Raw genomic sequence first — 16140 nt, 5'->3', positions numbered from 1 at the left:
TTTCACGTCAGGCGGGGTCGGAAGCGTCGAAAGCGAGTGCGATCAGACGGTCGGCGTCCATCTCGTCGATGTCCGCGCCGTCGGGCGACTCGGTGGGGCGGTAGCCGGGGTCGGCCAGCCGGGTCAGCAGGTCCAGCACGCCGGCTTCGCGGAGCCGGTCGGCGGGCACCGAAGCGAGGACCGCGCCGATACGGGCGACCTCGTCGTCAACGGCTTCTTCGGCGGGTGCCAGCCGGTCGCCGAGGATTTCGGCGAGCGCGGTGGGCGTCGGGTGGTCGAACACGACGGTGGCGGGCAGCCGGAGGCCGGTCGCCGCGTTGAGCCGGTTGCGGAGTTCGACCGCGCTGAGCGAATCGAACCCCAGTTCCCGGAAGGCCTGCCGGACCCCGACCTGCTCCGGTGAGCCGAAACCGAGCACCGCGGCGACGTTCGCGCGGATCAGGTCCAGCAGGGCCCGGCCGCGAGCGGCCGGGGCGAGTCCCGCCAGCCGGTCGCCGAGTCCGTCGGTCTGTGCTCCGGTGGCCGCGGCGGCCCGGCGGACCGGAGCCTTCACCAATCCCCGCAGCAGCGGGTGCACTTCCTCGCCCCGCAGGGCGGCGAGGTCGATGTGCATCGGCAGCGGCGCCGGTTCGTACCCGGCACGGGCGGCGTCCAGCAAGAGTAATCCGTCCTCAGTGGACAGAGGACTCATCCCGGACCGCTTGAGCCGGGCGAGATCCGCTTCACCGAGGTGGCCGGTCATCCCGCTCAGCTGGGCCCAGAAGCCCCACGCGAGCGAGACCGCGGGCAACCCCTGCGCCCGACGGTGCCGGGCGAGCGAGTCGAGGAAACTGTTGGCGGCGGCGTAGTTGCCCTGCCCGGCGTCGCCGAACGCACCGGCGGCCGAGGAGAACAGGACGAACTCGGCGAGATCCGCGTCGCGGGTCAGTTCGTGCAGGTTGACCGCGGCGTCGACCTTCGGCCGCAGCACCTTCGCCAGCCGCTCGGGGGTCAGCGTGGCGACGAGGCCGTCGTCCAGGACACCGGCGGCGTGCACCACCCCGGTCAGCGGATGCTCCGGCGGGACGGTGGCGAGCAACGCGGCCAGCGCCGTCCGGTCCGCCGCGTCGCAGGCGGCGATGGTCACCGACGCCCCGGCTGCGGTCAGTTCCGCTTCGAGTTCCACCATCCCGGCCGCGGCGCGGCCCCGGCGGCCGACCAGCAGCAGGTGCCGGATTCCGCGCGCGGTGACCAGATGCCGGGCGACCAGTGCGCCGAGCGTCCCGGTGGCGCCGGTGATCAGCACGGTCCCGTCCTCGTCCATTGTGGACGGGATGGTGAGCACGTTCTTGCCGATGTGCTTGGCCTGGCTCATGAACCGGAAGACCTCGGGCGCGCGGCGCGCGTCCCACAACGTCGGCCGGGGCACGGTGAGCGACCCGGCGCCGAACAGCTCCAGCAGCTCGGCCAGGATCTCGCCGATCCTCGGGCGTCCGGCGTCGAGCAGGTCGAACGCGCGGTAGGTGACGCCGGGATGCGCGGCCGCGACCTCGTCCGCGTCACGGATGTCGGTCTTGCCCATCTCGACGAACCGCCCGCCCTCGCCCAGCAGCCGCAGCGACGCGTCGACGAACTCCTTGGCGAGCGAGTCCAGGACGACGTCCATCCGGCCGAACCGGTCCTCGAAGTCCAGCGTGCGGGAGGAGGCGATGTGCTCGTCGTCGAACCCGAGGCTCCGCAGCACTTCCCACTTGCCGGGGCTCGCCGTGGCGAACACCTCGGCACCGAGATGACGGGCGAGCTGGACCGCGGCCATGCCGACACCGCCGGTCGCCCCGTGGATCAGCACCTTCTCCCCCGGCCGGAGCCCGCCGAGGTCGACCAGCCCGTAGTAGGCGGTGAGGAAGACGACCGGCAGAGCCGCCGCTTCGGCGAACGTCCAGTCCGGCGGCAGTTCCGTCACCGTCCGCCGGTCGGCGATCGCGACCGGGCCGAACGCGCCGTCGAACAGGCCGAAGACCCGGTCGCCCGGCTTCAGGCCGGTGACGCCCGGACCGATTTCGGTGACGATGCCCGCGCCCTCGCTGCCCATCACAGCGTTGTCCTCGGGGTACATGTCGAGCGTGATGAGCACGTCGCGGAAGTTGATCCCGGCGGCCCGGACCCGGATCCGGATCTCGCCGCCGGCGAGTGGCCGGGCGGCGGCGGGCGCCGGGACGAGCGCGAGCTCTTCCAGCGTGCCGCGACGGGGTGCGTCCAGCACCCAAGGGCTTTCGGGCGGGGTCAGCGTGCCGTCGGTGGAGACCTTGGCGAGCCTCGGCGCGAGCAGTTCCCCGTCGCGCCACGCGAGCTGCGCCTCCCCGGTGGCCAGCACCTCGGCGGGCAACGCCGGCGGGAGGTCGGCGTCGCTGTCGGTGTCGCTGTCGAGGAGGACGATCCGGTCGGGATTCTCGGCCTGCGCGGACCGGACCAGGCCCCAGGCCGCCGCGGCCCCGAGGTCGCGGACGTCCTCGTCGGCGACCGCGCCGCGGGTGTGCAGCACCAGCCGCGCGTCGGCGAACCGCTCGTCGTCCAGCCAGGTCCGGACCAGGTCCAGCACCCGGGCGGTCGTGCGATGAACGCTCTCGGTGAGGTCGCCGTCCTCGGCTCCCACCGGCACCAGAACCACGTCGGGAACCTCGGTGAGGGCGGCCAGATCGCCGTCGGGCAGGACCGTGACGGTCGGTGTCCCGATGGCTTCCGGTGTGGTCACCGGCGTCCAGCCGACGCGGAACAGCGAGTCCGGACGTCGGGAGCCGGGCAGCGCGGCGGGCCGCGTGACCAGGCCTTCGACGGTCGCGACCGGCGCGCCCGCCGGGTCGGCCGCCGTCACCGCGACGGTGTCCGCGCCCACGGCGAGCCGGACCCGCAGCGCCGTGGCGCCTACTGCGTGCACTGTGACCCCGGTCCACGCGAACGGCAGTTCCGCGCCGTCGCCGGACCGGACGGTGCCGAGGGCGTGGAGCGCGGCGTCGAGCAGCGCCGGATGCAGGCCGAACCGGTCCGCGCCCTCGGCGTCGGGCAGGACGACCTCGGCGAAGACGTCGGAACCCAGGGTCCAGGCCGCTCGCAGCCCCTGGAACGCGGGGCCGTAGCCGTACCCCTGGTCCTCGGCGTCGGCGTAGAAGCCGTCGAGGTCGACGCTCGTCGCGCCGGCGGGCGGCCATTCGGTCAGGCCCTCTCCCGGGTTCCCCTCCGAAGTCAGGAAGCCGGACGCGTGCCGCACCCAGGTGTCGTCACCGGATTCGGCCTGGGAGTGCACGGTGACCTCGCGGCGTCCGTCCACTTCGGACCCCAGGACGACCTGGACGCGGACGCCGCCCTGCTCGGGAAGCGGCAACGGGGCTTCGAGGGTCAGCTCGTCGATCAGGCCGCAGCCCGCGTGGGTCCCGGCCTGCAGCGCGAGTTCCACGAACGCGGTACCCGGCAGCAGCACGGTGCCCTGCACCGCGTGGTCGGCCAGCCACGGCTGCGCGGCCGTCGAGATCCGGCCGGTGAGCAGGAGCCCGCCGGAACCCGGCAGCGCGGTCGCGGCGGTGAGCAGCGGATGCCCGGTGGCGCCGAGCCCGAATCCGGCGGCGTCGCCCGGTTCCCCGGCGTCGGTGAGCCAGAACTCCTGATGCTGGAAGGCATAGGGCGGCAGATCCACCCAGCCTGCCTCGGGAAGCAGCGCGGCCCAGTCGGGGCTCAGGCCGTGGGCGTGCGCCTCCGCCAGGGAGGTGACGAACCGGGTCGGCCCGCCCTCGTCACGGCGAAGGCTCGCGAGCGCGACGGCGGGCACAGCGGCCTCTTCGACGAGTTCGGTCAGCCCGGCGACCAGCACCGGATGCGGGCTCGTCTCGACGAAGAACCGGAACCCGTCCGCGATCAGCCGCCGCACCGCCTGGTCGAACCGGACGGTGGCCCGGAGATTGCGGAACCAGTAGGCGGCGCCGAGGGTGGCCGTGTCGATCGGCTCACCGGTGACGGTCGAGTACATCGGGAGTTCGGCTTCGCGCGGTGTGATTCCGCTCAGCGCCGTCACGACCTCCTGCTCGATCGCGTCGACGTGAGCCGAGTGCGACGCGTAGTCCACCGGGACCCGCTTCGCCCGTACGTCAAGCAGTTCACACCGCTTGAGCAGCGCATCCAGCCCGGCGACGTCACCGGACACGACGACGGAGGCCGGGCCGTTCACCGCGGCCACGGAAACGCCGTCGGGCAGCAGTTCCCGGACGCGGTCCTCCGAGGCCGCGACCGACACCATCCCGCCCAATCCGGACAGCGCCAGAATCGCCTTGCTGCGCAGGCAAACCACACGAGCGGCGTCTTCCAGCGACAGCGCGCCCGCGACACACGCGGCCGCGATCTCGCCCTGCGAGTGCCCGACCACGGCGGCGGGTTCGATCCCACACGCCCGCCAGAGCCGGGCCAGCGACACCATCACCGCGAACAGCACCGGCTGGACGACGTCCACCCGTTCCAGCGCCGCCGCGTCGGACAGGACGTGCGTCAGTTTCCAGTCCACATGGGACAGCAGCGCGGCCTCGCAGTCGGCCATCGCCTCGGCGAAGACGGCCGACGATCCCAGCAGGTCCACCGCCATCCCGGTCCACTGCGAACCCTGGCCGGGGAAGACGAAGACGGCCTTGCCGTTCTCGGCGACCCCATCGACCACGTGGGGCGCTGGGACGGCGTCGGCGAGCGCGCGCAGCCCGGCGGTCAACCCGGCGCGGTCACCGGCCACCACCACGGCACGGTGGTCCAGCGCGGACCTGGTCACCGCGAGCGCGCGGGCCACCGCGGCCAGGGAGACGTCGTCGGCGAGGTGCCCGGCGAGCCGGTCCGCCTGCGCGGCCAAGGCCGCGGACGTCTTTCCGGACAGGACGAACGGCAGCACGTCCCCACCGAGCGGCGAGGTGTCCGAAGTGGACTGTTCGACCGGCTCCGCCTGCTCCAGGACGACGTGCGCGTTGGTCCCGCTGATCCCGAACGACGAGACCGCGGCGCGCCGGGGCCCGCCGGTTTCCGGCCAGGCGACGGGTTCGGCCAGCAGGGACACGTTCCCGGCCGTCCAGTCGACCTTGGTCGACGGTGTGCCGAGGTTGAGCGTGCGGGGCAGCACACCGTGGTGCATCGCCTGCACCATCTTGATGATCCCGCCGACGCCGGCGGCGGCCTGGGTGTGGCCGAGGTTGGACTTCAGCGATCCCAGCCACAGCGGCCGGTCCCGATCCTGGCCGTAGGTGGCGAGCACCGCCTGCGCCTCGATGGGATCGCCCAGCGGCGTCCCGGTGCCGTGTGCCTCGACAGCGTCCACTTCGGACGGTTCGAGGCCGGCGTCCGCCAGCGCCCGGCGGATCACCCGCTGCTGCGACGGACCGCTCGGGGCGGTGAGGCCGTTGGACGCGCCGTCTTGGTTGACCGCGCTCCCCCGCATGATCGCGAGGACGCGATGACCGTTGCGGCGGGCGTCGGAAAGGCGCTCCACCAGGAGCATCCCGACGCCTTCGCTCCACACCGTGCCGTCGGCGTCGTCCGAAAAGGACTTGCAGCGGCCGTCGGGCGCGAGACCGCGCTGACGGCTGAAGTCCACGAAGACCTCGGGCGTGGCCATCACGGTCACCCCGCCCGCCAGCGCCATCGAGCATTCACCGCGCCGCAACGCCTGCGCGGCCAGATGCAGCGCCACCAGCGACGACGAACAGGCCGTGTCGATCGTGACCGCCGGGCCTTCCAACCCGAAGGTGTAGGCGACCCGGCCGGAGTGGATGCTGGCCGAGGTCCCGTTGCCGAGGTAGCCCTCGACGTCGTCGGGCACGCGGTTCAGCCCTGTCGCATAGTCGTGGTACATCACCCCGGCGAACACACCGGTTCCGCTGCCGCGCAAGGACTTCGGGTCGATCCCGGCCCGTTCGACGGCTTCGTGGGAGATCTCCAGCAGAAGCCGCTGCTGCGGGTCCATCGCCAGCGCCTCCCGCGGCGAGATCCCGAAGAAGCCCGGATCGAACTGCCCGGCGTCGTGCAGGAAACCGCCCTCGCGCACGTAGGTGGTGCCGCGGTGGTCGGCGTCGGGGTGGTAGACGCCGTCGGTGTCCCAGCCACGGTTCTCGGGGAACCGGGTGATGCCGTCGTTCCCGTCGGCGACCAGGCGCCACAGGTCGTCGGGTGTGCTCACCCCGCCCGGATAGCGGCAGGCCATGCCGATGATCGCGATCGGCTCGTCGGCCTCGGCCGGAGCGGACACGTCGTCCCGGACCGGAGCAGATCCGGCGGCGAGGAACGCCGCTACCGCACGCGGGTTCGGGTGATCGAACACCAGGGTCGGCGCGATCTTCAGCCCGGTGGCCGCGATCAGCCGGTTGCGCAGTTCCACGGCGGCGAGCGAATCGAACCCGACCTCGGTGAACGCGCGGTCCGGGTCGATCGCATGGGCGTCCGGGTGCCCCAGGACGGCCGCGACCGTCGTGCGGACGAGGTCGAGCAGGGCCGCCTCGTCCAGTCCGCCGCGCGGCGCGGCCGACGGCGCCGGACGGGCGACCCGGACGAGTCCATTAAGGACTTCCGGAAGACCTGCGGCGGAGGCGCGGGCGCGCAACGCGGCACGGTCCATCCTCATCGGCAGCAGCACCGGCCGGTCCGCCGCCAGCGCCGCGTCGAACAGCGCGAGCCCGTCCACTTCGGACAGTGCGAGCTGACCGGAGCGGGCGATCCGGCGCAGTCCCACCTCGTCGAGCCGTCCGCCCATCCCGGCGGCCCACAGGCCCCAGCCCAGTGCGACGCCAGGACGGCCTTCCGCACGACGGCGAAGGGCGAGCGCTTCGAGGAAGGCGTTGGCCGCCGCGTAGTTGGCCTGCCCGGCGCCGTCGAAGGTGGCCGCGGAGGAAGAGAACAGCACGAACGCCGACAGGTCGAGGTCGCGGGTGAGCTCGTCCAGGACGAGCGCGCCGGTGACCTTCGGCCGCAGGACGGCCGCCAGCCGCTCATGGTCGAGCGTCGTGATGGTCGCGTCGTCGAGCACGCCGGCGGCGTGGACGACCGCCGACACCGGGTGCTCGGCGAGCAGTGCCGCGACGGCCTCGCGGTCGGCGATGTCGCAGGCGGCGACGGTGACGTCGGCACCCAGCGCGGTGAGGTCGTCGACGAGCGGGCCCGCGGCACCGCGACGGCTCACGAGAAGCAGGCTGCGTACCTCGTGCCGCTCGACCAGATGCCGGGCCAGCAGCCCGGCGAGCCCGCCGGTCCCGCCGGTGATCAGCACCGTGCCGCCGGTGGTGAAGGACGCCGGAGCCGGGCTCGGAACGCGCGTCAGCCTGGGGACCAGGACCGCGCCGTCGCGGACGGCGAACTCGGGCTCCCCGGAAGCCAGTCCGGCGGCGAGTCCGTCTTCTCCCGTGACGTCGGCCAGCACGAGCCGGTCCGGGTGCTCGGCCTGCGCGGAACGCACGAGCCCCCAGACGGCGGCCGCGGCGGGATCGGGGTTTTCGGTGGCGACGGCGCCATCGGTGAGCAGCGCCAGGCGGGCCGGGGCGAACCGGTCGTCGGCGAGCCAGGCCTGGACGAGGTCCAGCACGCTTTCGAGAACGGTGCAACGGACGGCGACAACCGGTGGCACGTCGTCGACGGCGGTGAGGTCCGGGTAGAGCCGGTACTCAGCGGCGCCCGGCGTTCCGGGAAGCGGGAGCCAGTCGACGCCGTAAAGCGCGCCGTCCTGCGCGCGGGGCGCGGTGGAAAGAGGTCGCAGGGCGAGGGATTCCACCGACGCGACGGGTTCGCCCGCGCCGTCGGCCACCTTCAGGGACACCGAGTACGTCCCTGCTTCGGCACCGGCGACATGGTTCTGGAGCTTGACGCGCAGAACGTCGGCGCCACGCGCGTGCAGGGTCACGCCGGACCACGCGAACGGCAGCGCCGCGGGGCCTCCACCGCCCCCGGAACCGAGTTCGAGCACGTGCAGGGCCGCGTCCAGCAACGCCGGATGCACACCGAACCCGCCCTGGGTCTCCGGCACGGCGGCGACCTCGGCGTAGAGGTCGTCACCGGACCGCCACGCGGCGCGCAGACACCGGAACGCCGGCCCGTAGTCGAGGCCGGAATCGGCGAGCCGGTCGTAGAGATCGGAAAGGTCGAGGGGCTCACCGGCGGGCGGCCAAGCCCCGAAGTCGGGAGCGGGAGCCGCGGCGCCGAGCGTGCCCGAAGCGCATCGCGTCCACTCGTCGTCCTCCGTGTCACGGAAGAAGATCAGCAATCTGCTGTCCCGGACCGACACCTGAACCTGGACGCCCGCCTCGGAAAGCACCATCGGCACTTCGAGGGTCAGTTCGTCGACGCCGCCGGAGCCCACGAGCTCCGCGGCCCGCAGCGCCAGGTCGAGCAGCGCGGTACCCGGCAGCACCACGTCACCGCCGACGACGTGGTCGGCGAGCCAGGGCTGGGTGAGCGGGGACAACCTGCCGGAGAGCAGCAGGGCACCGTCTTCGGCCGTGGTGACCGAGGCCCGCAGGAGCGGATGCCCGGTGTCGCCCAGACCGTAGGCGCCGGGATGCCCGGCGGCGTCCTGGTCGATCAGCCAGTACCGCTGCCGCTCGAAGGCATAAGTCGGCAAATCGGCCTTCGGGTGCTCGCCGAACACCTGGCGCCAGCCGGGTTCGGCGCCGCGGACCCACAGCTCGGCCAGCGACGCTGCGAGCGCCTCCGCCTCCGGCCGCGACCCGCGCAGGCTCGGCACCAGCGCCGGCCCCTCACCGTCGAAGACCTCGGCGGCCATCGAAGTCAGCACCGCGTCCGGGCCGAGCTCCAGGAGCACGTCGGCGCCGAGCTCGTCCAGACGCCGCACGCCATCGGCGAACCGCACCGGGCGGCGCACGTGCTCCACCCAGTATTCCGGCGCCGTCGCCTCGGTGATCAGCTCACCGGACACAGTGGACACCAGCGGGATCGCCGGTTTCCGGAAGGTGAGGATCTCGGCGAACCGGCGGAATTCGTCGAGCATCCCGTCCATGTGGTGCGAGTGGAAGGCGTGGCTCACCTTGAGCCGTTTGGTCTTGCGCCCGGCGAACGCGGCGGCGAGTTCCTCGACCGCGGCCTCGTCGCCGGAGACGACCACCGACCGCGGGCCGTTGACGGCCGCGATCGCGAGGCGGTCGCCCAGCAGCGGCAGGATCTCGTTCTCCGTCGCCTGCACGGCGAGCATCGCGCCGCCCTCGCGCGTGTCCTGCATCAGGCGTCCCCGCGCGGCGACGAGCGCGGCGGCGTCGGACAGCGAGAGCATGCCCGAGACGTGCGCGGCGGCCAGCTCGCCGATCGAGTGACCGGCGACGTAATCGGGGCGCAGACCCCAGTGCTCGTACAGCCGGAACAGCGCGACCTCGACGGCGAACAGCGCGCACTGCGCGTATTCGGTGCGGTGCAGCAGCCCGGCTTCCTCGGAGCCCTCGTCGGCGAACACGATCTCGGCCAGCGGCCGGTCCAGTTGCAGGCCGAGGTGCCCGCAGGCGTCGTCGAAGGCGGCGGCGAACACCGGGAACCGGCGGTACAGTTCGCGGCCCATCCCGGCACGTTGGCTGCCCTGGCCGCTGAAGACGATCCCGATCCGCGCCGTCCCGTGGACCAGGCTCGACAGTGCCTCTCCGGTGGCCAACGCGTCCAGCCCGGCCAGCAGTCCCGCGCGATCGGCGGCGGTCACCACGGCCCGCCGCTCCAGGGCGGACCGGGTGGTGGCGAGCGCGGAGGCGACGGCCGGGAGGTCGTCGTCGGGCAGGTCTTCACGCAGCCGGGCGGCCTGACGGCGCAAGGCCTTCTCGTCGCGGCCGCTGACGGGGAACAGCCAGGCGGGCCAGGCTTCCGGCGCCGGCTCGGTCTCTTCCTCGGCGGGGGCCTGTTCGAGGACGGCGTGCGCGTTGGTCCCGCTCATGCCGAACGACGACACCGCCGCGCGGCGGGGCGCCCCGGTCTCCGGCCAGGCCGCGGTCTCGCCGAGCAGCTCGACGGCGCCGGACGACCAGGCGACCTTCGGCGTGGGCTCGTCGGCGTGCAGGGTCTTGGGCAGCACACCGTGCCGCATCGCCTGCACCATCTTGATCACCCCGGCCACCCCGGCGGCCGACTGGGTGTGCCCGATGTTCGACTTGACCGATCCGAGCAGCAGCGGACGTTCGCGGTCGCGGCCGTAGGTGGCCAGAAGTGCGTGTGCCTCGATCGGATCGCCGAGGACGGTACCGGTGCCGTGCGCTTCGACGGCGTCCACTTCGGACGGTGCGAGCCCGGCGTTGGCCAGCGCGCGCCGGATCACCCGCTGCTGTGCGGCACCGTTGGGCGCGGTGAGGCCGTTGCTGGCGCCGTCGGAGTTGATCGCGGTGCCGCGGACGACGGCGAGCACGCGATGCCCGTTGCGCCGGGCGTCGGAAAGCCGTTCCAGCACCAGCATCCCGACACCTTCGGACCAGCCGGTGCCGTCCGCCGCGGCGGAGAACGGCTTGCAGCGTCCGTCCGGCGCGAGCCCGCGCTGACGGCTGAAGGCGAGGAAACCGCCGGGGCTCGACATCACCGCGACGCCGCCGGCCACCGCGATCGGGCACTCCCCCAGCCGCAGTGCCTGCCCGGCCAGGTGCAGGGCGACCAGCGACGACGAGCACGCCGTGTCCACGGTGACCGTCGGGCCCTCGAACCCGAAGGCGTACGAGACGCGGCCGGACGCGACACTCGCCGCGTTACCGGTCAGCAGATAGCCTTCGAGGCCTTCTTCCGCGTCACCTAGACGCGGTCCGTATTCCTGGGTCTCCGCGCCGACGAACACGCCGGTCGCGCTCCCCCGCAAGGTGGCGGGGTCGATCCCCGCCCGCTCGAAAGCCTCCCACGACGTCTCCAGCAGGAGCCGTTGCTGCGGATCCATCGCCAGCGCCTCACGCGGCGAGATCCCGAAGAACCCCGCGTCGAAATCCCCTGCGCCGTCGAGGAAACCGCCTCGCCGGGTGTAGGTCTTGCCCGGCACCCCGGGGTCGGGGTCGTACAGCGACTCCACGTCCCAGCCGCGGTCGGCCGGGAAGTCCGACGTCGCGTCCCCACCCTCGGTGACCAGCCGCCAGAGGTCTTCCGGCGAACCGATCCCGCCGGGGTAACGGCAGGCCATGCCGACGATCGCGATCGGTTCGTCGTCGGCGATCGCCTGGTAGTTCTCGATTTCGGCCACGGCCTCCCCGGCGAGCAGATCACGCAGGTGACCGGCGAGCGCCGACGGCGTCGGATGGTCGAAGACGAGCGTCACCGGCAGTTCCAGCGCGGTGGCCGCCGAGATGCGCCGATGCAGCTCCACGGCCGCGAGGGAATCGAACCCGAGTTCGGCGAAGGGCGTGCCGGGAGCCGCGGTCCCCGCGCCCGGTTTCGCCTCCAGCACCGCTTCGGTCTCGGCGACGACCAGCGCGGCGAGCGCCCGCCGTCGCTCCCCGTCCGGGGTTCCGTCGAAAGCGGCCAGCACCGTGGCCCAGTCCGGCCGAACACGTCGAGTTCGCAGAATCAGTTCGTCTCGCATGGTCCGCATTTCGGGTTCGAGGATGGGATTCCGAAGCTAGTGCGGGAACGGACCCCTTTCGCACCCCTACGTGCCCCTGTTCACCGTCGCGCGCGGGGTGCGGACAGGGGTCGGCGGGCGGCGGCGTGTTGCGAAAGCCACTTTCGCAACGTTGAAGGTTGCGAAAGTGGCTTTCGCAACGTCAGCGAGCGGTCTGGGCGCGTGTCGCGAAAGCCACTTTCGCGACGTGTGACGTCCCGAAAGTGGCTTTCGCGACACGCGCCCGTATCCGGCTGGGGCTACAGCCGCACAGAGGTCAGCGCCCGAGCCGGTCCGCCAGCTCCCGCTTGAGGATCTTGCCGCTGGGCCCGAGCGGCATCGCGTCCAGGAACTCCACCCGGCGCGGATACTTGTAGGCCGCGACACGCTTCTTGCTCCACGCCACGAGCTCCGCCGCCAGTTCCGGCCCGGGTTCCCGATCGGAAGCGGCCACGACGACGGCGCAGACCTCCTCGCCGTACCGGTCGTCCGGCACGCCGACGACCGCGACCTGGGCGATCGCGGGATGCCTGGCCAGCACTTCCTCGATCTCACGCGGATACACGTTGTAGCCGCCGCGAAGGATCATGTCCTTCTTGCGATCCACAATGGACAGATAGCCGTCGTCGTCGAGGAAACCGAGGTCGCCGCTGCGGAACCAGCCGTCCACGATCGCGGCGGCCGTCGCCTCGGGGCGGTTCAGGTAGCCCGCCATCACGTTGTGCCCCCGGACGACGATTTCGCCGACCTCGCCCGGCGGCACGAGTTCGATCCGGTCTTCGGTCTCGGCACGCGCGATGGCCACGTCCACGCCCCAGATCGGTTTGCCGACGGTGCCCGCGCGGGTCGGCCACGCGCGCTGGTTGTAGGCCACCACGGGAGAGGTCTCGGTGAGGCCGTACCCCTCGTAGATCGGGCAGTCGAACACGGCCTCGAACCGCTCCAGCAGCGCGACGGGCAGCGACGAACCGCCGGAGAAGGCTCGGTCGAGTTTGGGCCGCCGCGGCTCGTCCTCGGCGGCCTCCAGCAACGCGACGTACATCGTCGGCACGCCCATGAACAGCGAGCAGTTCTGTTCCACCATCAGTTCCAGCGCGGCACGCGCGTCGAACCGCGACATCAGCACCATCGTCGCGCCGGCGCGGAAACAGGTCGCCATCCCGCAGATCTGGCCGAAGGTGTGGAACAGCGGCAGGCAACCGAGCAGCACGTCGTCGGCGTGGAAGTCGAACGGCGACAGCATCGTGGTGGCCACGTTCAGCACGATGCTCAGGTGGGTCAGCATCGCGCCCTTGGGTTTCCCGGTCGTCCCCGAGGTGTAGAGGATCAGGGCGAGGTCCGAGGGTTCGCGCGGTTCGTACCGCTCGATCTCGGCCGCGGCCCCGGCGAGGACGTCGAGGCGGACGCGGCCGGTGTCGACGTCCTCCAGCATCGTCAGGACTTCGACACCGGCCGCGTCGGCGGCCTCGCCGCCCTGCTCCAGCAGGGCGGCTCCGCAGATCAGCACCCGGGCGTCGCAGTCGCCGAGGATGTAGTGGATCTCCTCCGCGACGAGCAACGTGTGCACCGGCACGACGACCGCGCCGAGCGCCAGCGCACCGAAGTAGACCATCGGGAACTCCGGCGTGTTCGGCAGGAGCAGCACGACCCGGTCGCCGGCGGCGACCCCCTGGTCCCGGAGCGCGGAGGCGTACCTCTTCGCCCCGGCCCAGAGTTCCCGGTAGGAGAACGGTTCCCCGTCGAACACGAGCGCGGGGTGATCCGGCCGCCTGCCCGCCGAATCGGCGAGGACGGCCGCGAGGGACAAGGACACCGGACTCCCCTCTCAGCCGCGCGGCAGGCCGAGATCCAGCCAGATCTGGTCCAGCGCCTCGACCATCTTCTGCACGTCGCTGCCGGTGTGCACCGCCGACGGGGCCGTGCGCAGGATCTCCTGTCCGAACGGGACACTCGGCGCGTTGATCGACTGGATGTAGATCCCGTGCCGCTGCAACAGGAGTTCGTGCACCTTCTTGCACAGCGCGTCGTCCCCGACCAGGATCGACACGATATGCGACTCGTCCGAGAGGAACGGGATCCCGCGTTCGGCGAGCAGTTTGTGCAGCAGCTGCGCGTTGTCGGCGAGGATCTCGCGCTCCCGCTCCGACGAACGCAGGTGCCGGACCGCGGCGAGCGCTCCGGCGGCCACGGCGGGCGGCAGCGCGGTGGTGAAGATGAACGAACGCGAGTGGGTGCGCACGGCGTCGATCAGCGCGGCGGGCCCGGCGATGTACCCGCCGGTGGTGCCGAAGCCCTTGGCCAGCGTGCCCATCACGACGGTGAATTCGTCGGCGATCCCCTCGCGCGCGGCGATCCCGGCGCCTTCGGGGCCGTACATCCCGACGGCGTGCACTTCGTCCACATAGGTCATGGCGTCGTACTGCTTCGCCAGCGCGGCGAATTCCGCCAGCGGCGCGACGTCGCCGTTCATCGAGTAGACCGATTCGAACACGATCATCTTCGGCCGGTCGGCCGGGGCGGCGGCGAGCAGCTCGGCCAGATGCGCGACGTCGTTGTGGCGGAAGATCTTCTTCTCCGCGCCGCTGTGCCGCAGCCCGTCGATGATGGAGGCGTGGTTCTTCTCGTCGGAGAACACGATGCAGTCCTCGGGGCGGCCCGCCAGCACGGTCAGCGAACCGTCGTTGGCGGTGTAGCCGGAGGTGAACAGCAGCGCGTCCTCCTTGCCGTGCAGTTCGGCCAGTTCGCGTTCCAGCGCCACGTGGTAGTGGTTGGTGCCCGCGATGTTGCGCGAACCGCCCGCCCCGGCTCCGAACCGCTCGACGGCCTCCTTCATCGCGGAGAGCACGTCCGGATGCTGGCCCATGCCGAGGTAGTCGTTGCTGCACCAGACGTTGATCTCGGCGACCGCTTCGGCCTCCTCGTACCGGCTGGCCGCCGGGAACCGGCCCGCCTGCCGCCCGATCTCCAGGAAGTCGCGTTTCTGCAGCACTTCGCCCTGCAGGGTGCGCTGGAAGGACTCCAGATAGGTGGTCATGACGTCAACTCGCTCTCTGGCTTGGCGTGGCTGGACTTGGTGGCGGGTTTCGCCTCCTCGCGGAGGCGGAGCTTGTCCGGCTTCCCCGCGTCGGTCAGCGGAAGCTCGGCGCGGAGCCGGATCTCCGCCGGTACGTGGCTCGGGGACAGCACCCGCGCGACCTGCGCGGCCAGGTCGGCGGGATCCACGTCCCTGCCCCGGCGCGGCACCGCGATCGCGTGCATGTACTCGACGTTGTCCTCGTCGGCGACCCCGAACACCGCGGCCTGCGCGACGTCCGGATGGGCCAGCAGCGCGTTCTCGACCTCGGCCGGGTACACCTTGATGCCGTTGGTCTTGATCATGTCGGCGAGCCGGTCGACCAGGTACAGGTAGCCGTTCTCGTCGAGATAGCCGACGTCGCCGGTGTGCAGCCAGCCGTCGATGAGGACCCGCGAGGTCAGGTCGGGCCGCTTCCAGTAGCCGTCCATCATCATCGGCGACCGGACGCAGATCTCCCCGGTCTTCCCGGCGGGCAGCTCGTGCCGCACGTGCGGGTCGCGGATGCCGACCTGGACGAACGGGACCGCCTTGCCGACCGTGGTGAGCAGCTCCGGTTTCAGGTGCTCTTCCGGCGAAAGCGCGGCGATCACCCAGCTTTCGGTGGTGCCGTAGATCTGGATCAGCTTCGCGCCGAACACCTCCGCCGCCCGGGAGAGCCGCACCGGGGAGGCCGGGCTCCCGCCGTAGTAGAGCTCGCGCAGGCTGGAATGGTCCGTGGTGCCCAGTGCCGGATGGTCGAGCAGGTCGTAGAGCTGCGGAGTGGCCAGGTAGACCCGGTTGACCCGGTGGCGTTCCACGGCTTCGAGCACGGCGCCGGCGTCGAAACCCTCGTGCAGGACGATCATCCCGCCGGACGCGACCGCGTCGTCCACTGTGGACGAAACGGAATGGCTGAGCGGCGTGGTGACCAGCATCGTGCAGCGTTCGGTCATGTGCCGGGCCTTGGTGACCACCGCGCCCAGCCCGCCGAATCCGCGGCCGATGCCCTTGGGCCTGCCGGTGGTCCCGCTGGTGTAGGTCAGCACCGCGGTGCCCTCGGCCCGCGGCTCGACCTCGCTCGCGGTCCCGGTGATGTCGGCGACGTCGTCGCCGAAGTCCCCGAAAGCCGCCAGCGCCGCCGGTTCCGCCATGGCGTCGCGGATCTTCCTGGCCCGGTCGAGGTTCGCCGCGTCGGTGAGCAGGACGGTGGTGCCGGTGTCGTCGACGATCTCGACCTGCGTGGCGATCGGGAGTTCGTCGAGCGGATCGGCGGCGTTGATGCCGCGCAGGTGCACCACGGTGGCACCGATCAGATTGGCGGCGTACCGGCCGATCAGCGTCGCCGGGCTGTTCCCCACGGTCAGCAGGGCCACCACCCCGCCCTCGCCGGTCCCGCGGTCGCGCAGCGCGGCGGCGGCACCGGTGATGGCCGCCGCGAGTTCCGCCGAAGTCAGCGCCTCGTCGCCGTGACGCAACGCGATCTCGTCCGGCCGCGTGGAAAGCACGTCCAGCAGCTGGCTGACGTAGTGGTCGATCTGCACCG

Annotated in this window: 4 protein-coding genes; all 4 read right to left on the bottom strand. The window is 72.0% G+C overall.

Going from position 1 to position 16140, the window contains the following annotated elements:
• Positions 1-7 precede the first annotated feature (7 nt).
• The 4 genes from AMK34_RS38560 to AMK34_RS38545 all read right to left on the bottom strand — a co-directional run bounded on the left by AMK34_RS38560 (position 8) and on the right by AMK34_RS38545 (position 16138).
• Entirely contained in the window at positions 8-11533 is an 11526-nt protein-coding gene (locus tag AMK34_RS38560) for a type I polyketide synthase (protein WP_073848699.1), read from the bottom strand.
• A gap of 286 nt (positions 11534-11819) precedes the next feature.
• Positions 11820-13355: a long-chain-fatty-acid--CoA ligase gene (locus AMK34_RS38555; RefSeq protein ID WP_073848697.1), complete on the bottom strand. Its 1536-nt coding sequence runs from the start codon at positions 13353-13355 to the stop codon at positions 11820-11822.
• A 12-nt stretch (positions 13356-13367) separates the two neighbouring features.
• Entirely contained in the window at positions 13368-14576 is a 1209-nt protein-coding gene (hemA, locus tag AMK34_RS38550; protein WP_038510795.1) for a 5-aminolevulinate synthase, read from the bottom strand.
• Positions 14573-16138: an AMP-binding protein gene (locus AMK34_RS38545; protein ID WP_073848696.1), complete on the bottom strand. Its 1566-nt coding sequence runs from the start codon at positions 16136-16138 to the stop codon at positions 14573-14575. The genes hemA and AMK34_RS38545 overlap by 4 nt, the downstream gene beginning before the upstream one ends.
• Positions 16139-16140: the final 2 nt, after the last annotated feature.

This window comes from Amycolatopsis sp. CB00013, from assembly GCF_001905755.1.
In the GTDB taxonomy this organism is placed as follows: Bacteria; Actinomycetota; Actinomycetes; order Mycobacteriales; family Pseudonocardiaceae; genus Amycolatopsis; species Amycolatopsis japonica.
The sequence above is the reverse complement of the archived record's forward strand: the minus strand, read 5'-3'. Positions and strand labels throughout refer to the sequence as shown.

Coding starts and splice junctions, on each gene's coding strand:
- AMK34_RS38560 (WP_073848699.1), bottom strand. CDS start 11,533: ATGCGGACCATGCGAGACGAACTGATTCTGCGAACTCGACGTGTTCGG.
- hemA (WP_038510795.1), bottom strand. CDS start 14,576: ATGACCACCTATCTGGAGTCCTTCCAGCGCACCCTGCAGGGCGAAGTG.